This window comes from Enterobacter vonholyi (assembly GCF_040834095.1).
Lineage (GTDB): Bacteria > Pseudomonadota > Gammaproteobacteria > Enterobacterales > Enterobacteriaceae > Enterobacter > Enterobacter vonholyi.
Map to the genome: position 1 here is coordinate 3188600 of NZ_CP162152.1, position 22453 is coordinate 3211052.

General features: G+C 52.7%; 20 protein-coding genes and 5 tRNA genes. 14 read left to right on the forward strand and 11 right to left on the reverse strand.

Going from position 1 to position 22453, the window contains the following annotated elements; genetic code table 11:
• Positions 1–29 precede the first annotated feature (29 nt).
• Both tssB and AB3N39_RS14945 read right to left on the reverse strand, forming a co-directional pair.
• On the reverse strand, positions 30–527 hold the full coding sequence (tssB, locus tag AB3N39_RS14940; protein WP_111965220.1) for a type VI secretion system contractile sheath small subunit: 498 nt from the start codon (positions 525–527) through the stop codon (positions 30–32).
• Between the two features lie 639 nt (positions 528–1166).
• Positions 1167–1304, reverse strand: coding sequence for a hypothetical protein (locus tag AB3N39_RS14945; RefSeq protein WP_168708026.1), 138 nt, complete (start codon positions 1302–1304; stop codon positions 1167–1169).
• Between the two features lie 12 nt (positions 1305–1316).
• On the opposite strand from AB3N39_RS14945, the gene lpxP reads away from it, so the two are divergent.
• Positions 1317–2237 carry a kdo(2)-lipid IV(A) palmitoleoyltransferase gene (gene lpxP, locus AB3N39_RS14950; RefSeq protein WP_024907634.1) on the forward strand — a complete coding sequence of 307 codons (921 nt, stop codon included), beginning with the start codon at positions 1317–1319 and terminating at the stop codon, positions 2235–2237.
• 358 nt (positions 2238–2595) lie between these two features.
• Complete coding sequence (ypdK, locus tag AB3N39_RS14955) at positions 2596–2667, forward strand: membrane protein YpdK (RefSeq protein WP_099458937.1); 72 nt, start codon at positions 2596–2598, stop codon at positions 2665–2667.
• 52 nt (positions 2668–2719) lie between these two features.
• Here the strand turns inward: ypdK and alaC are convergent, their stop codons facing one another.
• Positions 2720–3958: an alanine transaminase gene (gene alaC, locus AB3N39_RS14960; protein WP_023308710.1), complete on the reverse strand. Its 1239-nt coding sequence runs from the start codon at positions 3956–3958 to the stop codon at positions 2720–2722.
• Between the two features lie 386 nt (positions 3959–4344).
• Between alaC and AB3N39_RS14965 the strand changes: the two genes are divergently transcribed.
• Complete coding sequence (locus AB3N39_RS14965; protein WP_367896842.1) at positions 4345–6057, forward strand: LytS/YhcK type 5TM receptor domain-containing protein; 1713 nt, start codon at positions 4345–4347, stop codon at positions 6055–6057.
• Positions 6054–6785, forward strand: coding sequence for a LytTR family DNA-binding domain-containing protein (locus AB3N39_RS14970; protein ID WP_136195526.1), 732 nt, complete (start codon positions 6054–6056; stop codon positions 6783–6785). Before AB3N39_RS14965 ends, AB3N39_RS14970 begins: the two co-directional genes overlap by 4 nt.
• Positions 6786–6820: 35 nt before the next feature.
• Here AB3N39_RS14970 and glk read toward each other — a convergent pair whose 3' ends face one another.
• Positions 6821–7786, reverse strand: coding sequence for a glucokinase (gene glk / locus AB3N39_RS14975; protein ID WP_115875942.1), 966 nt, complete (start codon positions 7784–7786; stop codon positions 6821–6823).
• A gap of 205 nt (positions 7787–7991) precedes the next feature.
• Here glk and AB3N39_RS14980 point away from each other — a divergent pair, with 205 nt between their 5' ends.
• Positions 7992–9227 (forward strand): ion channel protein, encoded by a 1236-nt coding sequence (locus tag AB3N39_RS14980; protein ID WP_127731869.1) that lies wholly within the window; start codon positions 7992–7994, stop codon positions 9225–9227.
• Here the strand turns inward: AB3N39_RS14980 and ipdC are convergent, their stop codons facing one another.
• Positions 9228–10886: an indolepyruvate decarboxylase gene (gene ipdC / locus AB3N39_RS14985; protein WP_111965215.1), complete on the reverse strand. Its 1659-nt coding sequence runs from the start codon at positions 10884–10886 to the stop codon at positions 9228–9230.
• A 185-nt stretch (positions 10887–11071) separates the two neighbouring features.
• On the opposite strand from ipdC, the gene mgrA reads away from it, so the two are divergent.
• Positions 11072–12070, forward strand: coding sequence for an L-glyceraldehyde 3-phosphate reductase (gene mgrA / locus AB3N39_RS14990; protein ID WP_367896843.1), 999 nt, complete (start codon positions 11072–11074; stop codon positions 12068–12070).
• A gap of 127 nt (positions 12071–12197) precedes the next feature.
• The gene (locus AB3N39_RS14995; RefSeq protein ID WP_111965213.1) at positions 12198–12539 is read left to right on the forward strand and encodes a DUF2502 domain-containing protein; all 342 of its coding nucleotides are present in this window, start codon (positions 12198–12200) and stop codon (positions 12537–12539) included.
• A 32-nt stretch (positions 12540–12571) separates the two neighbouring features.
• On the opposite strand, the gene AB3N39_RS15000 is transcribed toward AB3N39_RS14995, so the two are convergent.
• The gene (locus tag AB3N39_RS15000; RefSeq protein ID WP_367896844.1) at positions 12572–13810 is read right to left on the reverse strand and encodes an Nramp family divalent metal transporter; all 1239 of its coding nucleotides are present in this window, start codon (positions 13808–13810) and stop codon (positions 12572–12574) included.
• 348 nt (positions 13811–14158) lie between these two features.
• Between AB3N39_RS15000 and nupC the strand changes: the two genes are divergently transcribed.
• Positions 14159–15346, forward strand: a complete 1188-nt coding sequence (nupC, locus tag AB3N39_RS15005) for a nucleoside permease NupC (protein WP_059386333.1) — start codon at positions 14159–14161, stop codon at positions 15344–15346.
• 44 nt (positions 15347–15390) lie between these two features.
• On the opposite strand, the gene AB3N39_RS15010 is transcribed toward nupC, so the two are convergent.
• The 3 genes from AB3N39_RS15010 to AB3N39_RS15020 form a co-directional block, all read right to left on the reverse strand.
• The gene (locus AB3N39_RS15010) at positions 15391–17580 is read right to left on the reverse strand and encodes an EAL domain-containing protein (protein ID WP_367896845.1); all 2190 of its coding nucleotides are present in this window, start codon (positions 17578–17580) and stop codon (positions 15391–15393) included.
• A gap of 214 nt (positions 17581–17794) precedes the next feature.
• Positions 17795–17870, reverse strand: a tRNA-Ala gene (locus AB3N39_RS15015).
• A 41-nt stretch (positions 17871–17911) separates the two neighbouring features.
• Positions 17912–17987, reverse strand: a tRNA-Ala gene (locus AB3N39_RS15020).
• A gap of 217 nt (positions 17988–18204) precedes the next feature.
• Here AB3N39_RS15020 and AB3N39_RS15025 point away from each other — a divergent pair.
• Together AB3N39_RS15025 and AB3N39_RS15030 are read left to right on the forward strand one after the other, a co-directional pair.
• On the forward strand, positions 18205–18567 hold the full coding sequence (locus tag AB3N39_RS15025) for a YfeC-like transcriptional regulator (protein WP_115875947.1): 363 nt from the start codon (positions 18205–18207) through the stop codon (positions 18565–18567).
• Position 18568: 1 nt separating this feature from the next.
• A complete protein-coding gene (locus tag AB3N39_RS15030; RefSeq protein ID WP_136195529.1) occupies positions 18569–18961 on the forward strand; it encodes a YfeC-like transcriptional regulator in 393 nt (130 codons plus the stop codon).
• A gap of 44 nt (positions 18962–19005) precedes the next feature.
• On the opposite strand, the gene gltX is transcribed toward AB3N39_RS15030, so the two are convergent.
• Positions 19006–20421 carry a glutamate--tRNA ligase gene (gltX, locus tag AB3N39_RS15035; RefSeq protein WP_136195530.1) on the reverse strand — a complete coding sequence of 472 codons (1416 nt, stop codon included), beginning with the start codon at positions 20419–20421 and terminating at the stop codon, positions 19006–19008.
• Between the two features lie 258 nt (positions 20422–20679).
• Between gltX and AB3N39_RS15040 the strand changes: the two genes are divergently transcribed.
• The 4 genes from AB3N39_RS15040 (at position 20680) to AB3N39_RS15055 (ending at position 21470) form a co-directional block, all read left to right on the forward strand.
• A tRNA-Val gene (locus AB3N39_RS15040) sits at positions 20680–20755 on the forward strand.
• Positions 20756–20796: 41 nt separating this feature from the next.
• Positions 20797–20872: transfer RNA gene (locus AB3N39_RS15045), tRNA-Val, on the forward strand.
• Positions 20873–20876: 4 nt separating this feature from the next.
• Positions 20877–20952, forward strand: a tRNA-Lys gene (locus tag AB3N39_RS15050).
• 179 nt (positions 20953–21131) lie between these two features.
• Complete coding sequence (locus tag AB3N39_RS15055) at positions 21132–21470, forward strand: FlxA-like family protein (RefSeq protein ID WP_136195531.1); 339 nt, start codon at positions 21132–21134, stop codon at positions 21468–21470.
• Here AB3N39_RS15055 and AB3N39_RS15060 read toward each other — a convergent pair.
• Positions 21461–22402 carry a LysR family transcriptional regulator gene (locus AB3N39_RS15060; protein ID WP_111965207.1) on the reverse strand — a complete coding sequence of 314 codons (942 nt, stop codon included), beginning with the start codon at positions 22400–22402 and terminating at the stop codon, positions 21461–21463. The genes AB3N39_RS15055 and AB3N39_RS15060 overlap by 10 nt on opposite strands.
• Positions 22403–22453: the final 51 nt, after the last annotated feature.

The window sequence follows — 22453 nt, forward strand, 5'->3', positions numbered from 1 at the left end:
TTGATTAATCCGTTAAAACAGCATGATGATTAAGGTTTTTTTGAAGCCAGCGCGGATAACTCATTTCGCAACTCAGCACTAAGCGTCTGGTCAAGAACGATTTTCTCCAGCTCTTTTCGGAAAGTCTGGTTATCCAGCAGGTTGGCCTTCAGATCGCGGAGCAAGTTGCGCATTGCCAGCATCGCCTTCAGCTGTGGAATTTGGGCCGCCACCTGCTCTGGCGTGAAATCTTTCATGCTCTGGAAAGTCAGCTGAATGTTGTCCTCACCGCCATCTTCAGACAGCGTATTTTTAACGGCCAGATTAACTTTTGGGGAATATTCGGAAAGAACGCTATCAAAATTATTTTTGTTGATATTAACTTTTTCACGCTCCGATATTGGTGCAGATTCCTGTCCATTACTGAAATCACCTGTAACAAGCAATTTCAAGGGTAATTCCATTTTCTTGCTTGCTCCGCCAGTATGCAGGTCAAGCTTCAGGTTAATACGTGCCTTAGGCACCTCATTCTGAAAACTGTCAGCCATTTAATCATCCCTCTTTGTTTAGCTATGCCAACTTCACGGTATCGTTCTTGATGCGCAATAATAGAATATTGATCGAAACAAAATCAAATACACAGATCATTTATCCATGACAAGAATTTTCTTAAGAATTTTCCTCTAATACATTATCGCAAATTGCCTAATTAACTCAGAAAAAGAAACTGCTCTTTTCGCACAAATCGAATATTTGTATCGCAGAAGGGATTGCAGCCAGAGAGATGTTAATAAAAACATCTTGTTTTGATTTGCATCACAGCACCACGCCAAAAAACGCTAAAGAACTGCAATATCTTATTGCGGCAAGATTAAAAGGGGAACGTAATCGAGGAAAGAAGGCGACCACTCCATTGACAGCATGAATAATACTTAAGAATTTTCATAAAGAAAATTCTTAAGTATTATATGAAGGGGTAAATAAACGCGTAAATATTAAATTTGGCGAAAATCAACGACGCATTTTTTTCGTTACGCTTTCTTTCTGAACGCTAACGCTACTGCGTTCCGCTGAGGCAGGAAAGGCGCTTTCCATGTGAAAGTCGATAAAATCTGTAAAATCAAGGACCTCTCGGGCTGCCGCTTTTTTAATCAAAAACGAGTAATAGCACATATCGTATAACGGTGCTACATTACGTCGCCCGCCCAAATCAGCAGTGGCCAGGCAACGCCGTAAAGTTCGGTAAAGCCTGCAACCATCACCTTGAAGAACGGTCTTATCGGCACGTCGTATCGCAAACTCTGCGCTACCTTTACAGGCTTCATATAGGTTCTACTATTTTGTCTCAATCCAAATTTCAACGCGCGTTTTTACACCCGCGTTACTGGTTTACATGGTTTGGTCTTGGCGTACTCTGGCTGCTGGTTCAACTTCCATACCCGGTCCTGCGCTTGCTAGGGTCGAAACTGGGCAGCGCTTCCCGCGTTTTCCTGAAACGTCGCGAATCCATCGCGCGTAAAAATATTGAGCTTTGTTTTCCGCAGTACAATGCCGAAGAGCGCGAAAAACTCATTGCTGAAAACTTCAAGTCTATCGGCATGGCGCTGCTTGAAACGGGCATGGCCTGGTTCTGGCCGGATGAGCGTGTCCGCAAGTGGTTTGACGTGGAAGGACTGGATAATCTGAAACGCGCGCAGATGCAAAAACGCGGCGTGATGGTCGTCGGCGTTCACTTTATGTCGCTGGAGTTGGGTGGCCGCGTGATGGGGCTTTGTCAGCCAATGATGGCAACTTACAGACCGCACAATAGCGCTCTGATGGAGTGGGTGCAAACGCGTGGCCGCATGCGTTCCAATAAGGCGATGATCAGTCGTAATAACCTGCGCGGTATGGTCGGCGCTCTCAAGAAAGGAGAGGCCGTCTGGTTTGCACCCGATCAGGATTATGGACGTAAAGGCAGCAGCTTTGCCCCCTTCTTTGCGGTGAAAGACGTTGCGACGACTAACGGTACCTTTGTCATTTCTCGATTATCGGGCGCCTCCATGCTGACCGTGACGATGGTGAGAAAAGCAGATAAATCAGGCTACCGTCTGCACATCTCCCCTGAAATGGCTAACTATCCGGAAAACGAGTGCGAAGCCGCAGCGTTTATCAATAAAGTCATCGAAACCGAAATCATGCGTGCTCCAGAGCAGTATCTGTGGATGCATCGTCGTTTCAAAACACGCCCTCTTGGCGAAGCCTCGCTCTATATTTAAGCTTTTCATGAAGGTTAGTTTCGCTAAGAAACTAACCTTTTCAATCACCTGTCTTCCCGCTGAAAACCCGTCACTCATTGCGTCGCTCAAAGTGAATTTATTGCGTTGTGAAATCAAACTGTCGCCGTTCCACGACACTCGTAAGTAGCGGAAATTATTTAAAAAAATCCCTCTTGTCACCCTTCATTTTTAGGCGTACATTAGCGCCGTCTGGCAACAGGAAAGCACAGAATTCTGAGCTGGAGTCGGCGGCGTAACGGGAAAATTCTCATTTTCGTTTTGACCGGATTTCAGCTCTCTATAATCAGGTGGACTCTGTTTTTATATGCGTACCACAAGATACGCGGAGCGATGAAACGTGAAATATTTCTTTATGGGCATTTCGGTGATTGTTTTAGTCTGGGCCGGAACCTTTGCCCTGATGATTTAGTGAAGAACATGCAGTCAAAAAAACAGGAGCCATCGGCTCCTGTTTTTTTATGTCATGACGATGCGGGATGTTCTGCGACGCTCTTTGAGGTGAGAAGACCATCGGCACGGAACATACTCTTGATGCCCCTCACCGCCTGACGAATACGGTCGCTGTTTTCAATCAGGGCAAATCGCACATGGGTGTCGCCATAATCACCGAATCCAATGCCAGGCGAGACACACACTTTTGCATCCTGGAGCAGTTTTTTGGCAAACTCCAGCGATCCCATCGCCGCGTACGGTTCCGGAATTTTTGCCCAGACGTACATAGACGCCTTCGGCATTTCCACCATCCAGCCCGCTTCATGCAAGCCTTTTACCAGCACGTCACGGCGGCGCTTATACTGGGCGGCAATCTCGTGAACGCACTGCTGGTCGCCCTCCAGGGCAGCGATAGCCGCGACCTGCAGCGGCGTGAAGGTGCCGTAATCGTGGTAACTCTTAATGCGCGCCAGTGCGCTCACCAGCGTTTTGTTACCCACCATAAAGCCAATACGCCAGCCCGCCATGTTGTAGCTTTTCGACAGGGTAAAGAACTCTACCGCCACGTCACGCGCGCCCGGGACCTGCATAATCGACGGGGCTTTCCAGCCGTCATAGACGATGTCAGCATAGGCTAAATCGTGAACCACCAGCACGTCATAACGCTTAGCCAGCGCAACAACTTTCTCGAAGAAATCAAGCTCCACGCACTGCGCCGTTGGGTTCGACGGGAAGCCGAGGATCATCATCTTCGGTTTTGGATAACTTTCGCGAATCGCACGTTCCAGTTCATTAAAGAAATCGACACCTTCCACCAGCGGCACAGAGCGGACCTGGGCGCCGGCAATCACCGCGCCGTAGATATGGATCGGATAGCTTGGATTAGGCACCAGCACCGTATCGCCATGATCCAGCGTAGCCAGCATCAGGTGTGCCAGCCCCTCTTTCGAGCCGATGGTGACAATCGCTTCACTTTCCGGATCGATATCAACCTGATAGCGATCCTGATACCAGCGCGAGATCGCGCGACGTAACCTGGGAATACCGCGAGAGGTTGAGTAGCCGTGCGTATCCGGACGCTGGGCAACCGTGCAGAGCTTCTCAACGATATGCGGTGGCGTTGGGCCGTCAGGGTTACCCATGCTGAAATCAATAATATCTTCGCCGCGCCGACGCGCAGCCATTTTCAGTTCAGCTGTGATATTGAAAACATAAGGGGGGAGACGATCGATACGCGTAAAACGGCGTTCAGGACTGAATTCAGCCATAGATTCCTCAGATTAACGTTAGCGCCCGGACCGTCCGAGCGACGTTGCCACCGATGTGGCATGTTTAGAAAATAACCTGAAAAAAATCATGCTGTCGAGAGGGAAGTGAAAAAAAAGCAATCGCCTGAAAACCGGAACCCTGCTGTGACGAAAAGCGGAAGCCCCTGTTTCAGGGTTGGCTTTCTGATAGCTGTCATTTAACAGGATGATATCAAAACAGTTACCTGACGATACGCAGGCTATAAAAAATCAGGACGTGTCCGTTACCGACAGACAATCCCCTTTAGAAATTGTGGTTTTTCCTCATTTGATAAACCTGACGGATAGCTGGTCAATACGCGCCAGGTTTTTTATCATGGCTCTTTCCCGTTTTCCCAGGTCTACTCGTGCACGAAATATTCACTATGCTGCTGGCGGTTTTTGACCGTGCGGCATTAATGCTGATTTGCCTGTTCTTCCTCATTCGCATTCGCCTGTTTCGCGAGCTGTTGCACAAATCCGCACACTCGCCAAAAGAGCTGCTGGCCGTTACCGCTATCTTTTCCCTGTTCGCCCTGTTCAGCACCTGGTCAGGCGTGCCGGTAGAGGGTTCGCTGGTTAACGTGCGCATTATCGCCGTGATGTCCGGCGGAATTTTGTTTGGCCCGTGGGTGGGCGTCATCACCGGCGTGATTGCCGGAACCCATCGCTATCTGATTGATATCGGCGGCGTGACGGCGGTGCCCTGCTTTATCACCAGCATTATCGCCGGGGTGCTATCCGGCTGGATCAGCCGCAAAATCCCGAAAAAACAGCGCTGGCGCGCCGGGATCGTGGCGGGCATGGTGTGCGAAACGCTGACCATGATCCTGGTCGTTATCTGGGCCCCCACCACCGCGCTGGGGCTGGATATCGTCTCGAAAATCGGTATTCCGATGATTCTGGGCAGCGTGTGCATCGGCTTTATCGTGCTGCTGGTGCAAAGCGTTGAAGGCGAAAAAGAAGCAAGCGCCGCACGTCAGGCCAAGCTGGCGCTGGATATCGCCAACAAAACGCTGCCGCTCTTCCGTCACGTTAACGCGGAATCATTGCGTCAGGTCTGCGAGATCATTCGCCACGACATTCATGCTGACGCTGTCGCCATCACCAATATTGACCACGTGCTGGCCTACGTCGGCGTGGGGGAACACAACTATCGCGACAACGATGACACCATTAGCCCGACCACCAGACAGGCGATTAACTACGGTAAAATCATTATTAAAAACAATGATGAAGCCCACCGAACGCCGGAAATCCACTCCATGCTGGTGATCCCGCTGTGGGAGAAAGGCGTCGTGACGGGTACGCTGAAAATTTATTACTGCCACGCGCATCAGATCACCTCGACGCTGCAGGAGATGGCCATCGGCCTGTCGCAGATTATCTCGACTCAGCTGGAGGTTTCGCGGGCAGAACAGCTGCGTGAGATGGCAAATAAGGCAGAGCTTCGCGCGCTGCAGAGCAAAATCAATCCCCATTTCCTGTTTAACGCGCTGAACGCGATCTCCTCGTCCATTCGTCTTAATCCGGACACCGCGCGCCAGCTGATTTTTAATCTGTCGCGCTACCTGCGCTACAACATCGAGCTGAAAGATGACGAGCAGATCGACATCAAAAAAGAGCTGTATCAGATAAAAGACTACATCGCGATTGAGCAGGCGCGCTTTGGCGACAAGCTCACGGTCATTTACGATATTGATGAAGAGGTCAACTGCGTGATCCCGAGCCTGCTTATCCAGCCGCTGGTCGAAAACGCGATTGTTCACGGCATTCAACCCTGTAAAGGCAAAGGGGTGGTCACCATCAGCATCACCGAAAGCGGAAACCGGGTGCGGATTGCCGTGCGCGATACCGGCCACGGAATTGATCCTAAAGTCATTGAGCGCGTCGAGTCTAACGAGATGCCCGGAAATAAAATCGGCCTGCTGAACGTGCACCACCGGGTCAAGCTGCTTTACGGCGATGGACTGCACATTCAGCGTCTTGAACCGGGCACCGAAATTGCTTTTTACGTCCCGAATGAGCGCTCTCCGGTCCATTCGACAACATCACTGTTGCCCCAGGTGTGTAACCCATGAAAGTTATTATTGTCGAAGATGAAATTCTGGCTCAACAGGAGCTAACCTGGCTTATCAACACCCACAGCCAGATGGACATTGTGGGTACGTTTGATGACGGTCTGGACGTGTTGAAGTTTTTGCAGCATAACCGGGTCGACGCCATTTTTCTGGATATCAATATTCCGTCGCTGGATGGCGTATTGCTGGCGCAAAACATCAATCAGTTTGCCCATAAGCCGTTTATTGTGTTCGTTACCGCCTGGAAAGAGCACGCCGTAGAGGCCTTCGAGCTGGAGGCGTTTGACTATATCCTTAAGCCTTACCAGGAATCGCGGATTGTCAGCATGCTGCAAAAGCTGGAGACCGCATGGCAGCAGCAGACAGCCCCTGCTAACGCCAGCCCAACGGTAAGGGACAACGACACCATCAATCTGGTCAAAGATGAGCGCATCATCGTGACGCCGGTCAATGATATCTACTATGCCGAAGCCCATGAAAAGATGACCTTTGTCTATACGCGGCGGGAATCTTACGTGATGGCGATGAACATCACCGAGTTTTGCAGCAAGCTGCCTGCGTCGCACTTTTTCCGCTGCCACCGCTCGTTCTGCGTGAATTTAAACAAGATCCGCGAGATCGAACCGTGGTTTAACAACACCTATATCTTGCGCCTGAAGGATCTGGATTTTCAGGTGCCGGTGAGCCGCAGCAAGGTGAAAGAGTTCCGCCAGCTTATGCACCTGTAACGAAAAAGCCCTCTCCCGCGGGAGAGGGCCAAGCATCAGAGAATCTGACCGAGAACCTGACGCAGGTGGGCACCCGACCCCAGCAGGCCCGGGTTATCATGCACGATCAGATAAACCGGAATGTCCTGCACGTAGCTTCTGAAGCGCCCTTTATCCTCGAACCCGCCGCGGAAGCCGGAGGCTTTGAAGAACTCCAGGAAGCGCGGCACAATTCCGCCCGCGATATAAACGCCCCCGAAGGTACCCAGCGTCAACGCAAGGTTGCCGCCGAAGCGTCCCATAATCACGCAGAACAGCGACAGGGCACGACGGCAGTCAATGCAGCTGTCCGCCAGCGCGCGTTCGGTAACGTCTTTTGGCTGTAGATTCTCCGGCAGACGACCGTCTGATTTCACAATCGCCCGGTACAGGTTCACCAGTCCCGGACCTGAAAGGACGCGCTCGGCGGAGACGTGGCCGATCTCAGCGCGCAATTCTTCGAGGATAATGCCCTCTTCTTCGCTGTTAGGCGCAAAGTCCACGTGACCACCTTCGCCCGGCAGGCTCACCCAGCGCTGAGCGACATGCACCAGATGTGAAACGCCCAGGCCGGTACCGGCCCCGTAGACCGCAATCGGCTTACCCTCGACCGGTTCAGCGCCGCCAAACTGGATCAGATGCTCCGGCTTCAGCATCGGGATCGCCATGGACACCGCGGTGAAGTCATTGATGATTTCAAGATGCGCAAAGCCGAGGTTTTTTCTCATTTCGGCGATGGAGAATGCCCAGGTATGGTTGGTCATGGCGACCCAGTCGCCGGTTATCGGGCAGGCAATTGCGATGCAGCCATCTTCAACGCTCACCTGATGTTCTTCCAGATAGACGCGGACAACGGCCTCAAGGCTTGGATAATCCAGCCCGGAATAGGTTTTCGCCCGGGAAATTTCACCACTACTTACATCGCATAATGCGAGGCGCGCGTTCGTGCCGCCCACATCACCTACCAACGCATACTTTGTCATTCTTCAACTGCTCCGCTAAAGTCAAAATAAATCTTTGGGACACTGTAAATTCAAGGCGTGATAACAACAACGACCGGAAGGTGAATGCCCGTGGATTATCGATCTTCGTCACAGAATAACTTTACCGTTTCAGCACCTTTTGCACTATTGCCATAAGGCTTAATGTGCAAAGTAACGTAATACCGTTTTGTACAAGGAAATCATCATGCTCCACCCGCGAGCCAGAACCATGCTATTGCTGGCCATTCCGGCGCTCATCATTGGCGTGGTTTCAAGTCTGGTGCTCATTGTCGTGATGAAAGTCGCGTCGGTGCTGCAAACACTATTATGGAACGCGCTTCCTGCAGGACTGGGCGTCCCCGCTGATTCTCCTGCCTGGATCGTTGGAATGCTGACGTTAACCGGTATAGCGGTGGGTCTGGTGATCCGTTTCAGTCCCGGCCATGCCGGCCCCGATCCGGCACAGGAACCGTTGATTGGTGCCCCGGTTGCGCCCTCGGCGTTGCCAGGGCTAATCATTGCGTTGATTCTGGGCCTTGCCGGCGGCGTCAGTCTGGGTCCTGAGCACCCGATTATGGCCGTGAATATTGGCCTGGCGGTTTTTCTCGGTTCACGCATTTTGCCTCGCGTCGGCGCGCTGGACTGGACCATTCTCGCCTCCGCAGGCACCATCGGGGCGCTTTTCGGCACGCCCGTTGCGGCAGCACTGATCTTTTCGCAGACGCTCAGTAGCAATAACGACGTCCCGCTGTGGGATAAGCTGTTTGCGCCGCTGATGGCCGCAGCAGCCGGGGCGTTGACCACCAGCCTGTTTTTCCATCCCCATTTTTCACTCTCCCTGCCCCACTACGGCCAGATGCAAATCGCTGATATTTTCAGCGGCGCCATCGTCGTCGCCATCGCCATTGCGCTGGGCATGGTGGCGGTATGGTGTCTTCCACGTCTGCACCGGCTAATGCACAGACTCAAACACCCGGTGTTGATTCTGGGAGCCGGCGGTTTGATCCTCGGTATCTTAGGGGCAATCGGTGGGCCGGTGACGCTGTTCAAAGGTCTGGACGAGATGCAGCAGCTGGCCTTCAGCCAGGTATTTAGCGTCTCCGACTATCTGCTGTTTGCCGTAATCAAGCTGGCAGCGCTGGTGGTGGCTGCCGCCTGCGGTTTCCGCGGTGGACGCATCTTCCCGGCGGTCTTTGTCGGCGTCGCGCTGGGGCTGATGCTGCACGAGCATGTCGATGCGGTCCCTGCGGCGATTACCGTCTCTTGTTCTATTCTGGGGCTGGTTCTGGTGGTCACGCGCGACGCCTGGCTAAGCCTGTTTATGGCGGCTGTAGTCGTACCGGATTCGACGCTTTTCCCTCTGCTTTGTATCGTGATGTTGCCCGCCTGGCTCCTGCTGGCGGGCAAACCGATGATGATGGCCTGGCGAAACGACAAATAATCAGGCGCTATTGCGCGCTTCCAGCGCTTTGGTAATCGCCCCCAGCAGCGGCGGGATATCCGCTTTCGGCAGCATCACCTCAATCAGCGAGAGCCGCTCGTGGTGCGCCACTTTTTCAAGGACGTCCGCCAGCTGCTCCGCTTCACTGACCCGCCAGCACTGGGCCTGAGGATCAAGGCTCAGTGCCTGCGGGATTTGCGTCCAGTTCCATAGCGCAATGTCGTTATAGCGTTGCTCAGGCCCATGGATCGCTCTTTCCACCGTATACCCTTCGTTGTTAAGGACCAGAATGATGGGGTGTTGTTTATCCCGCAGCATCGAGCCGAGCTCCTGGATGGTGAGCTGCGCCGCGCCATCCCCCGTCAGGACAATCACGCGCCGGTTCGGGCAGGCCGTCTGTGCGCCAAATGCCGCCGCCAGCGTGTAACCGATCGATCCCCACAGCGGCTGGACGATAAAATTCACGTCCGCCGGCAGACGAAGGTCGATCGCGCCGAAGGCCGAGGTGCCCTGATCCGCAAGAATGATGTCTCCCGGACGAATAAACGTCTGCAGCGTTTGCCAGAAATTCGCCTGCGTCAGCGAGCCATCCGGCTGCGGGTAGGCCATCAAGTTTTGAGAGGACGGTACGGGCGTACCGTGCACGTGCTGTTTACACAGCTCCACCAGCGTTTCGATTGCCTGAAGCATGGGGATGCCGGTAAACCAGATATCACCAACGCGTGAAGCATGAGGCTGAACTTCTATCGTTTGTGCCGGGGTGAGCTGATGCGTGAAGCCGGCGGTAAGGGTATCGGTAAATCGCGTCCCGATGCACAGCACGATATCAGCCCCTTCAATCGCCTCTTTTACCGCGCCGGCGCTCGCCGAGCCGCTGTAGGTGCCGTAAAAACCAGCGTGACGTTCGTCAAATATTCCTTTGCCCATCAGCATGGTGGCATGTGCCATCGGCACGTCTTTAACCCATTTCTGTAGCGCATGCTTCAGGCCATGGCGCAGGACAAGGAAATCGGCCAGCAGCGCAGTACGCTTGCTTCTGGCAAGCTTGTTCTCAGCGGCCTCCCGGAACGCTTTCAGGCAGGCGCTATCGGCATGCGCATGGCGGAGCGTGAGAGCGCTTACAGGAGGCGTGGCGGCCTTTTTTGCCACGTCGGCAGGCAACATCAGATAGCCGGGGCGACGCTCCCGGAGCATAGTGGTTAACACCCGGTCGATTTCATAGCAGGCGTTTTGTTCGGTCAGGATCGCCTGTGCAGCAGTAATCGGCTCGCTCATATGATAAAAATGACGAAACTCACCGTCGCCCAGCGTGTGGTGCAGTAGCTCCCCTCTTTGCTGTGACGCCATACCCGGCGCCCCCACAATATGCAGTACCGGAACATGTTCGGCATAGCTGCCCGCAATGCCGTTCATGGCGCTTAACTCTCCTACGCCAAATGTCGTCAGCAGCGCGGCGAAGCCCTTACATCGGGCATATCCGTCCGCGGCATAAGAGGCGTTTAACTCGTTGGCACAGCCCACCCAGCAGATATCGGGGCTGTCTATCACGTGGTCGAGAAACTGCAGGTTATAGTCGCCCGGCACGCCAAACAGATGATCGGCTCCACAATCTGTAAGACGGTCCAGCAGGTAATCGGCGACGCAGTATGGGGTACGCATGAACAGGTATCCTTCTAATGTTGACCTCACCTTGAGTATTAAATAAGCGTGATGGCTGTCCAGAATTGGCGATAAGAAGGACATGGAAAGAATGCTTTACAAAAAAGGCTGCGCTATGCTCCTTTTTTTCACGTAAATGTAAACGCATACACTGATTTTACACTTCAGCGCCAGAGGTTACGAAAATGGGTTATCAGCCGGACAAAAATCGTTACGGGACAATGGAGTATCGCCGCTGTGGGCAAAGCGGGCTCAGGTTGCCCGCCATCTCGCTCGGGCTGTGGCATAACTTCGGTGATACCACCCTTATCGAAAACAGCCGTCAACTTTTACAGCGTGCGTTCGATCTGGGCATTACGCATTTCGACCTTGCCAACAACTATGGCCCGCCACCGGGATCGGCCGAACGTAATTTCGGCCGTATTTTACAGGAGGACTTCCTGCCCTGGCGCGACGAGCTAATCATCTCAACCAAAGCGGGCTATACCATGTGGGAGGGTCCTTACGGCGACTGGGGGTCACGCAAATACCTGCTGGCAAGCCTCGATCAAAGCCTGAAGAGGATGGGGCTGGAGTATGTGGATATCTTCTATCATCACCGTCCTGACCCGCAGACGCCGCTACTGGAAACCATGAAAGCGCTTGACCATGCGGTGCGCCAGGGGAAGGCTCTGTATGTTGGATTATCCAACTACCCCGCTGAACTGGCCCGCAAGGCGATTGATATCCTTGACGATCTCGGTACGCCCTGCCTGATCCACCAGCCGAAATATTCCCTGTTTGAGCGTGCGCCGGAAGAAGAATTGCTGGACGTGCTGCAGGCAAAAGGAGTCGGCTGTATTCCCTTCTCGCCGCTGGCCGGTGGGCAACTGACCAACCGTTATTTGAAAGGCATTCCCGCAGACTCACGCGCGGCAAGCGGCAGTCAGTTCCTTAACCCCGACCAGCTCACCGAAGAGAAGCTGGAGAAGATTAGAAAGCTGAACGCCATGGCGGAAGAGCGCGGCCAGAAGCTGTCCCAGATGGCGCTGGCCTGGGTATTACGTCATGAGAGTGTGACCTCAGTGCTGATTGGGGCGAGTAAAGCGGCTCAAATTGATGACGCCGTGGGGATGCTGGCAAACCGCCATTTCTCTGTGGATGAGTTGGCCCGTATAGACGCGATCCTGAGCAGTTCAATATAAAACCGTTTTTAGCAAAAAGTGCTCTCCCCCAGGAATTCGGAGTTGAGGCGATGATACGAAGCTTTACCAACTCGTAAAATTGCGTTAACAGGCCCACCTAAGGCCCCGATCGTGAAGGAGAAAGAGTATGTTCAGGTCACTGATTCTTGCAGCGGTATTACTGGCTTCGGCGCCGCTGATCGCCACTGCGGGCGAAATCACCCTGTTGCCATCAGTAAAATTACAAATTGGCGATCGTGACGACTACGGCAGATACTGGGACGGCGGCTACTGGCGCGACCGTGACTACTGGCACCGTCATTATGAATGGCGCGGCGATCGCTGGTGGAAACATGATAACGGCAGACACCGCGGCTGGTATAAAGACAACGCGTATGAGCGCGGCTACCGTGAAGGCTGGAACGATCGTGACGACCGTCGCGGCGGCTGGGGTCGCGGGAAAGGTCATGGTCACGGCCATCACCACTAATAAAAAAGGAGCCATGGAGGCTCCTTTTTTTGTTAAAGACCCAGTGCGGTTCCCACCAACAACCACATGTTCAGCGCAACGACCACCACCACGATGGCCCATCCGGTTCGTTTTACCAGCGTTGAGTTAGCCAGCTCGCCCATCAGAGTTTTGTTGCTGGTAAAGATCAGCAGCGGCACCAGCGCCAGCGCGATACCAAAACTCAGCAGAACCTGGCTCATGACCAGAATTCGCGTTGGGTCGAGACCCATCAGAATCACCACAAATGACGGTAGCATGGTGACGGAGCGACGAACCCACAGCGGAATGTGGAAGCGGACAAACCCCTGCATCACAACCTGGCCTGCCAGCGTGCCCACCACCGTAGAAGAGAGGCCGGCAGCTACCAGGCTGAGACCAAATATCGTGGCGGCAGCATGGCTCAGTAACGGCTCCAGCGTGAGATACGCCTGGTCGAGATCGGCAATACCGGTATGACCGTTAAAGTGGAAAGCCGCGGCTGCAGTCGCCATCATCGCCAGGTTTACAAACCCTGCGATGGTCATAGCGATCGCGACGTCCCACTTGGTAGCGGAGTAACGCTCTTTACGCGTCCCACCGTGGAGATGCTGCGTCAGCGAGGAGTGCAAATAAATCACGTGCGGCATGATGGTCGCCCCGAGCACCCCGGCGGCCAGGAACACCGCTTCCGACGTTGGCAGGCTTGGGATCGCCATCCCTTTACCGAGCTGTGCCAGATTCGGCTGTGAGAAAATCAGCTCGACAATGTAGGCCGCCGCCACAAAAAGCAGCAGACCACCAATCACCTTCTCCAGCGGCTTTTGACCCCGACGCTGCAGCATCAGGATGAGGAAAGTGGCAATCCCGGTCAGCACCGCCCCTTGCAACAGCGACACGCCCAGAATCAGCTTAAAGCCGATCGCTGCACCGATAAACTCAGCGAGGTCAGTGGCCATGGCGATGATTTCAGCCTGAACCCAGTAGAGCCAGACGGCGGGACGCGGGTAATGGTCGCGAATTTGCTCCGCCAGGTTTTTACCCGTCGCAATCCCCAGCTTTGCGGAGAGCATCTGAATCAGCATCGCCATCAGGTTAGCCCAGACGACCACCCACAGCAGCTTATAGCCGAAGCTGGCCCCGGCCTGAATATTGGTCGCAAAGTTTCCTGGATCGATATAGCCAATGGCAGCGATGAACGCAGGTCCCATTAATGCGAACCGCAACTTGCGCGCGGCTCTGCCACTGCTACCCTCTACGCGACTGTTTGTCATTTCTGCCTCTGAAATATAGCCTTTGCTATGTTTAATGCTATCAAAATGAGAATGATTATCAAGATCATTTATAAAGTTTGCAGTGATTTCTCTGATAGCTTTGAACGATAGACGGGCGGGTAAGTGGGGCGATCTAACCGAAACTGAAATCGCGCATGCTTTTGTGAAGACTAGCACACAAACTTAACTTTTCACGCATTTACCTAACATAACAAAAATGTATTGTGGATCACTATTTTTGAGACTCGTCACAGGATGTAACTATAGTGTGTCCTCGATCTCGTTTTCTTTTCGGTTGTTACATAGAATGTGCACGAAAATTAAACCTGCCTCATATTTGGAGCAAATATGGACCGCGTCCTTCATTTTGTCCTGGCACTTGTTGTCGTTACTGCACTTGCATTGCTGGTCAGCACAGACCGCAAAAAAATTCGTATCCGTTATGTTGTTCAACTGCTGGTCATTGAAGTTTTACTTGCGTGGTTCTTCCTGAACTCCAACGTAGGCCTCGGCTTCGTGAAAGGCTTCTCCGAAATGTTCGAAAAACTGCTCGGATTCGCCAACGAAGGGACCAACTTTGTCTTCGGTAAAATGAACGACGAAGGTCTGGCGTTCTTCTTCCTGAAGGTTCTCTGCCCTATCGTCTTCATCTCCGCGCTGATCGGTATTCTGCAGCACATCCGCGTTCTGCCGTTCGTGATTCGTGGAATTGGCTTCCTGTTATCCAAAGTGAACGGTATGGGCAAGCTGGAATCCTTCAACGCCGTCAGTTCCCTGATCCTCGGTCAGTCTGAGAACTTCATCGCGTATAAAGATATTCTCGGCAAGATGTCCCGCAACCGCATGTACACCATGGCGGCAACCGCAATGTCTACCGTTTCCATGTCTATCGTGGGCGCGTATATGACCATGCTGGAACCAAAATACGTGGTTGCTGCGCTGGTTCTGAACATGTTCAGCACCTTTATCGTTCTGTCGCTGATCAACCCGTACCGCGTTGACGCAAGCGAAGAGAACATTCAGATGTCAAACCTGCACGAAGGCCAGAGCTTCTTCGAAATGCTGGGTGAGTACATTCTGGCCGGTTTCAAAGTCGCGATTATCGTTGCCGCCATGCTGATCGGCTTCATTGCGCTGATTTCTGCGCTGAACGCCCTGTTCGCTGCGGTGCTGGGTATCTCCTTCCAGGGGATTCTCGGCTACATCTTCTATCCGATTGCATGGGTGATGGGTGTTCCGGCTCACGAAGCGCTGCAGGTGGGCAGTATCATGGCAACCAAGCTGGTTTCTAACGAATTCGTTGCAATGATGGATCTGCAGAAAATTGCCAGTACGCTTTCTCCGCGTGCGGAAGGCATTCTCTCCGTGTTCCTGGTCTCCTTCGCGAACTTCTCGTCCATCGGGATTATCGCGGGTGCGATTAAAGGTCTGAACGAAGAACAGGGTAACGTGGTATCTCGCTTCGGCCTGAAGCTGGTTTACGGCTCTACGCTGGTGAGCGTCCTGTCAGCGTCCATTGCGGCACTGGTCCTGTAACGTTTACCGTGAAACAAAAACCGGGAGCCTGGCTCCCGGTTTTTTTATGTCCGTAATTCTTCCAGCGGTTTGGGTTTGCCTATCAGGTAGCCCTGCAGGTAATCCACACCGAAGCGGAGCAGCATCTCCCGCTGCGCCGGTGTTTCCACATATTCCGCGACGACGCAGAGCGATTTTGTCTTTGCCAGATTACACATCGACTGCACAATCATTGCATCCATGTCGTCTGTACAAATGTCTTTCACAAAGCAGCCGTCAATTTTAATGATGTCCGCCTGCAGGCGTCTGAGGCGCTCATAGTTAGCGTAGCCAGTACCAAAATCATCGATGGCAATACGGAAACCATACTCCCGCAATTGCTGAATATTGTTGAAACTCGTGCCTGAATTTGAGAAAGCCTGCTCTTCGGTAATCTCAATAACGACTGCCTGAGGCGCAACGCCGTACCGTTCAAACAGCGCGCAAATCTCGGTCGCCACCTCTTTTTGCATCAGCGTCAGCGGCATCAGATTGACGGAAAAACGGGCGCCAGCGTGCGTTGCAGGGTTATCTCGCAGCCACACCAGTAATTTTTCCATGACGGATATATCAAACCGATGGCTGAGGTTGAACTGCGCAATCAGCGGAATAAAGCGGTCAGGAGTAATAATCTCCCCCTCACTTTCCATTCGCGTCAGGATTTCATAGTACCCGCTCCCGTCCGCCTTCTGGATCGGCTGCGCATATAAATGGAACTGCCCCGCCTCAAGCGCATGCTTAATCCGGGCCAGCATCAGGACACGCTCTGTCGTTTGCCCTGATGCCACCTCAAGGCTATTCGTCAGCGCGAGAACGTTTTGCGCTCCGCCGGCCTGCTCTGCCAACCAGCTTAGCTGCCCCAGCGTGTGATGCAGTTTCTCGCCGTCTTCGACCATTCCCCATGACGCGCCAAACTCAATATCCAGCCCGGTGTTGTTCCAGAAAATCTTATTGCTGTTGAGCCGATCGACCATATGCTGGAGACGTTCAGCAATTTCCGGCCCGAGCAAGACCAGCACCAACTCGCTTCCGGGCAGCTGGAAGAGCAGCTCATCTTTTTGCAGGAGCGGCTGAAGCGACGTGGCGATCGTTCGTTTGCAGTGGACCCGCATGATAATCCCGTAGTGGCGGCTCAAAAACTCCAGATTATCCATGCGCAAAATGCACACTTTGGCATCCGGATGAATTTCAAGGTAATCCTCCAGCGCACGAATATTAGGCAGACCGGTAAGAGGATCGGTCAGCGCCCTGTCCTGCCAGCCCCGCTTCAGCCACTCGCTGCGCTGGTAAATGCGAGACATGTAAAGCAAACAGATGGCGAAAGAGATCAGCACGGAGAGGATAAAGGAGAGCGAATGTCCCGATTCCACCCCGTTAAGGAAGTTGTAGTTGTATGTCAGCAGCAGGAGCGCTGAGGTGGCCCACAGCAGAGAAATCAACGCATAGGTCAGGCGGCTTATCGCTAAGGTAAAAAGAATAAATATCAGCGGCATCAAATAGCCCGCAATGACCGGTGACTCAAAAGGACCACATAAAATGACAAGAATGAAGCTTAAAAGCGCTAACCAGACAAAAATATATAATGGATTCTTGTGATAAAACATGGGCTTCACGCTTCGCCGCCAGAAGGTGACGGCATAACGAGGATTAATTATCATTCTTAGCGGGTAATAGAACATCATGGTAAAAATCAGCGCCGCGCATATCAGGCTTTGAATATCCACAACGTTATAAATTACCGTGCCTTCGCCGAAATAGGTCGAAATTGTCACCGGAAAATCAAAGAAATAGCCTGCCATATACATCGACAGCTTAATACCTAATGGCACGACAAAACCGAGCCAGAATATACGAAGCCCGATGTGTTTGTTAGGGATACTGTAGCGCCAGCGCTTGCCCAGCATAAGGCGTAGCAGGCCGCACCCCGCGAATAACGCAAAGGTCTGACAGAACAGTAAAACTGGATATTGTAGCGGCGCTAAATTAATATAGAATAAATTAGTGACAGTAAAACCTAACAGAATGGGAAGAATTGCTCTGCGCCCAAATATCAGAATTACCGCCAGCATAACGCTGAGTGGCAACCATGCTAAATAAACGTCGTGACCATTAACAATTGCGCGTGGAGAAAGATAACGGGAGACAGGTACCGCAATCAGGCAAAGTGCCAGGGCAATCATAAATATCTTTACATTATCATACGTTTTTTTATTCATTAATCAGGGACGTTATTTTCCAGGAGAATCATTGACCGGATGGATAATAGGTTTATTAATTGCGCGAATCAAGTTCAAGTCTATTTATAGACCGGTTTATTGATTACGATTGAGGTGAGGTACAGAAATACCTTCTTTTTGATAACAAAATGCGGTAAAGGGCGTTACAAACAGATAAAAAAAACCCCCGTCATTCGACGAGGGTTTACAATTTTGGTGGAGCTAAGCGGGATCGAACCGCTGACCTCTTGCATGCCATGCAAGCGCTCTCCCAGCTGAGCTATAGCCCCACATATGACTTTACTGACCGCACTCTGTTGGGTTCAGAGTTTGGTGGAGCTAAGCGGGATCGAACCGCTGACCTCTTGCATGCCATGCAAGCGCTCTCCCAGCTGAGCTATAGCCCCATCGTAAAGCTGTCATGTTGACGGGCGGCATAATATGAATTCCGCTGCGGAGTGTCAACGGCAAAATCAATTCCAGCTATTCAATCGCCGAAAAATCATGCAAATGAATCACTTTGCGAGCCTGCTCGCAGTCAGGAGTTAAGCCTGTCACGTTTTCACGTTAAAGGGTGCTATAAAATGAGCCGCTAATTATCCCCACAGATATTCAGGAAATTGCATGATCAAGGAACGAATGACGCCAGAAGAGTTAGCCCTCCTCACTGGCTATAGCCGACAGACCATCAATAAATGGGTACGCAAAGAGGGTTGGATTACGTCACCAAAGCCAGGCGTCCAGGGCGGGAAAGCGCGTCTGGTACATGTGAACGAAAAAGTCCGTGAATTTATCCGCAGTGCACGTCGGGCAAGCGAAACGTCCGAACTGCCAGAAGGCGTCAGTCATGATAGTTCACTTCACACCCTGCTCCTGACGCTAGCCAATGAAATGACGCCGGAAGAACAGAAGCAGATGACATCGCTATTACTGCGGGAAGGGATCACCGGATTATTGCAACGTTTAGGGATTCGCGATCGGGACTGACATGAAAAGATTACGGAGCAAAATGACCACGGAAGAGCTGGCGGAGAGTTTGGGCGTCGCCAGGCAAACGGTTAATCGTTGGATACGCCAGCAGGGATGGAAAACCGAAGGGCTCAACGGCGTGAAAGGCGGTCGCGCGCGACTCATTCATGTCGATGCGCGCGTGAAGGAACATATTATGAGCCTTCCGGCAATTCGTACCCCTCACGAGGTTTACCATCTCGCGGAGGCTACATCTTCCTACAATACCTCCTCTTCAAACCTGTATCCGGGCATTATTGAGACGCTGGAGAGTATGACTAAGCCGGAGCAGAAGCGTCTGGATGCGTTATTGAAGCGCGAAGGCATACACGGATTTCTTAAGCGTCTGGGTATTGCAGAAGAAGAAGCATAAACAAACGGCAGGTTCCCCTGCCGTTTGTTTTATCTGAGACGTTATTACTGCTGATTTTCTCGTTCAGCGATAAAGTCCAGCGCCTTGTTAATGCGCGCCACGCTGCGTGATTTGCCGATGGCATGAACCGTTACGTCCAGCGCCGGAGACTGACCCGCACCGGTCACCGCAACGCGCAGTGGCATACCGACTTTACCCATGCCGACTTCCAGCTCGTCTGCCGTCGCCTGAATGGCGTGATGCACATTCTCAGCGGTCCATTCGGTGAGCGCAGCCAGCTTGTCACGCACCACTTCCAGCGGCTGACGCGCAACCGGACGGAGATGTTTCTTCGCGGCATCCGCCTCGAACTCAGCAAACTCTTCATAGAAGTAGCGGCAGCTTTCAGCAATTTCTTTCAGAGTTTTGCAGCGCTCGCCGAGCAGTTTCACCAGATCCGCCAGCTCAGGGCCAGTGCGGGTATCAATATTTGCCTGCTCAATGTGCCACTGCAGGTAAGTCGCTACATATTCTGGCTGCATGGTATTGATGTAGTGATGGTTCAGCCACAGGAGCTTGTCGGTATTAAACGCGCTCGCTGATTTGCTGACAGAGCTCAGAGAGAACAGTTCGATCATCTCTTCGCGGCTGAAGATCTCCTGGTCACCGTGAGCCCAGCCCAGACGCACCAGATAGTTCAGCAGCGCTTCTGGCAGATAACCGTCATCGCGATACTGCATGACGCTAACCGCGCCGTGACGTTTAGACAGTTTTTTCCCGTCGTCGCCGTTGATCATGGAGACGTGCGCATAAACAGGCACAGGGGCGTTCAGCGCCTTCAGGATGTTGATCTGACGTGGCGTGTTGTTGATGTGGTCTTCACCACGGACAACGTGAGTAATTTCCATATCCCAGTCGTCAACCACCACGCAGAAGTTGTAGGTTGGGGAACCATCGGTGCGGCGGATGATCAGATCGTCCAGCTCCTGGTTGCTGAATTCGATCGGGCCACGGATCTGGTCGTCAAAGATCACAGACCCCTCTTGCGGGTTAGCAAAACGCACAACGCAAGGCTCATCAGCAGCATGCTCGCTGTGGTCATGGCGGCAGCGGCCGTCATAACGCGGCTTTTCACCATTCGCCATCTGCTCTTCGCGCAGCGCATCCAGACGCTCTTTGGAGCAATAGCACTTATACGCCGTGCCCGCGACCAGCATTTCATCAATGACGGCGTTATAGCGGTCAAAGCGTTTGGTCTGGAAATAAGGGCCTTCGTCCCATTCCAGATTCAGCCAGTTCATCCCATCCATAATGGCTTCAATTGCTTCCGGCGTGGAGCGCTCAAGATCGGTGTCTTCAATACGCAGCACGAACTCACCTTTGTTGTGGCGTGCGAAAAGCCAGGAATAGAGAGCGGTACGTGCACCACCGACGTGCAGATAGCCTGTCGGGCTCGGCGCGAAGCGAGTTTTGATTTTCATGAAATGGCCTTACGTTATAAAGATGCCGGCAATCGGCAAATCCTGGGGAAAAAACGATGGGCAATATTCTATCACTGTGCGGCGATTCCTCAATGTTGATCCCTTTATCGTGACCGAGTTTGCGATTTTTGTTTAGAAATCATGCGCCACAGCCCGTTTCGCGATCGTTTTGCTTAATTTTACGACGAACGAATAAAAACTTTAGAAAATGCGTTGACTCATTTTCAACTCTCCCTATAATGCGACTCCACACAGCGGGGGTGATTAGCTCAGTTGGTAGAGCATCTCCTTTACACGGAGGGGGTCGGCGGTTCGAGCCCGTCATCACCCACCATCTACTTCGGTAGACCCGCAGTGTAGATAAGAATTGAGATTGGGCGATTAGCTCAGTTGGTAGAGCATCTCCTTTACACGGAGGGGGTCGGCGGTTCGAGCCCGTCATCGCCCACCATTTCGGGTCGTTAGCTCAGTTGGTAGAGCAGTTGACTTTTAATCAATTGGTCGCAGGTTCGAATCCTGCACGACCCACCAATGTAAAAAGGCGCCCTAAAGGCGCCTTTTTGCTATCCGCAGTTTGTCTACTTCCCTGCCTTCAACGTCGCAATCAATACTGATTGTGTATCGATGCAACTCCCTGCCAGATATGGCAGTTTTGCTCAAGCTAATCCCATTGGTGCCGATACTTCTGTTTTATAACGCGAGGAAAAAGTATGACGACCATTCAGGCTTCAACCCAACAGATTCAAACCAGCGGCGCGAGTGGAACTTCGAGCAGTAACGATATCTCTGCGCAAATCACCCGCATTCTCGACAAGATCAAAAAACTGACCCAGCAGTTAAAAGAGCTGTCGAACAGCCCCATCAGCACCGACGAGAAGAAAAAGCAGCAGGAACTTATTCAGACCCAGCTCAAAGTGCTGCAGGCTCAGCTCGCGGCGCTGCAGCGCCAGCAGGCCGAAGAGGCCCAGAAGACGCAGGAACAAAAACTGGGCAAAGTGGAAGGCGTGAATAGCCCGTCAGACAATAATCAGATTGATATCTACATCTGATCTTCTGATGCGTTAAACAGTGGGTCGCGTATGCGGGCTTCGGTTAATCGTTGTGCCTGGATACGCACCACTTCCCAGATAGCCTGCGCCGCCCCCGAGAGTGAACGATTTTTTCGCCGCACCAGCATCAGCTTTCGCTCGACAACGGGCGTTAATCGCCTGACGGCCAGTCTGCTTCCCTGCGGCAGGGGGAGCGCCAGGGCGGGCAATACGCTGATGCCAATGCCGGCTTCCACCATGGGAAACAGCGTCGCCGGGTGACCAATCTCCTGCACGATTGTTGCCTTTACGCCCTGATTCATCAGCGCGGAATCAATCAACGGACGGCTGCCCGAGGCATAATCCTGTAATACCAGATTCGCGCCCTGCAGGGACTGCCAGCTGACCTCCGGCAACGAGGCCAGCGGATCGTCGTCACGGCAGAGCAGCAAAAAAGGCTCAGAAAGTACGCTTTCGCACGCCAGATCGCTTGCCTGACCGGGATCGATAACAATACCAAAATCGACATCCCCCTGGCGGATGCTCTCCAGCACCCACTGTTGCGGCCTGTCATGCAGCACAAAATCAATGTCCGGGTAGCGATGGCTTCCCTCGGCAATACACTGAGGTATAAGGTGTGCGGATATCGTCTGGCTGGCCGCGACCCGCACGGTACCCGAAAGCTGCTGGCCCAGCCTCCCCACGTCTCTGAGCGTGCTGTTGAGCTCATCCAGCAACCGTTCAAGGCGCAGAGCGAGCTGCTGCCCCGCTTCGGTCAGCACCACTTCGCGCGTGGTTCGGTCAAGTAACCGGACGCCAGTCTGATTTTCCAGTTCTTTCACGCTGTGGCTAACCGCCGACTGGCTCAGGCCAATCATCTCTCCTGCCCGGCTAAAGCTACGAGCCTGCGCCACGGTGACAAAAACACGAAGCTGACGTAGTGAATAATTCATCTTTTTAATTCATGAATGGATGCAATAAATCAATTTTATTTCTCAAATGGA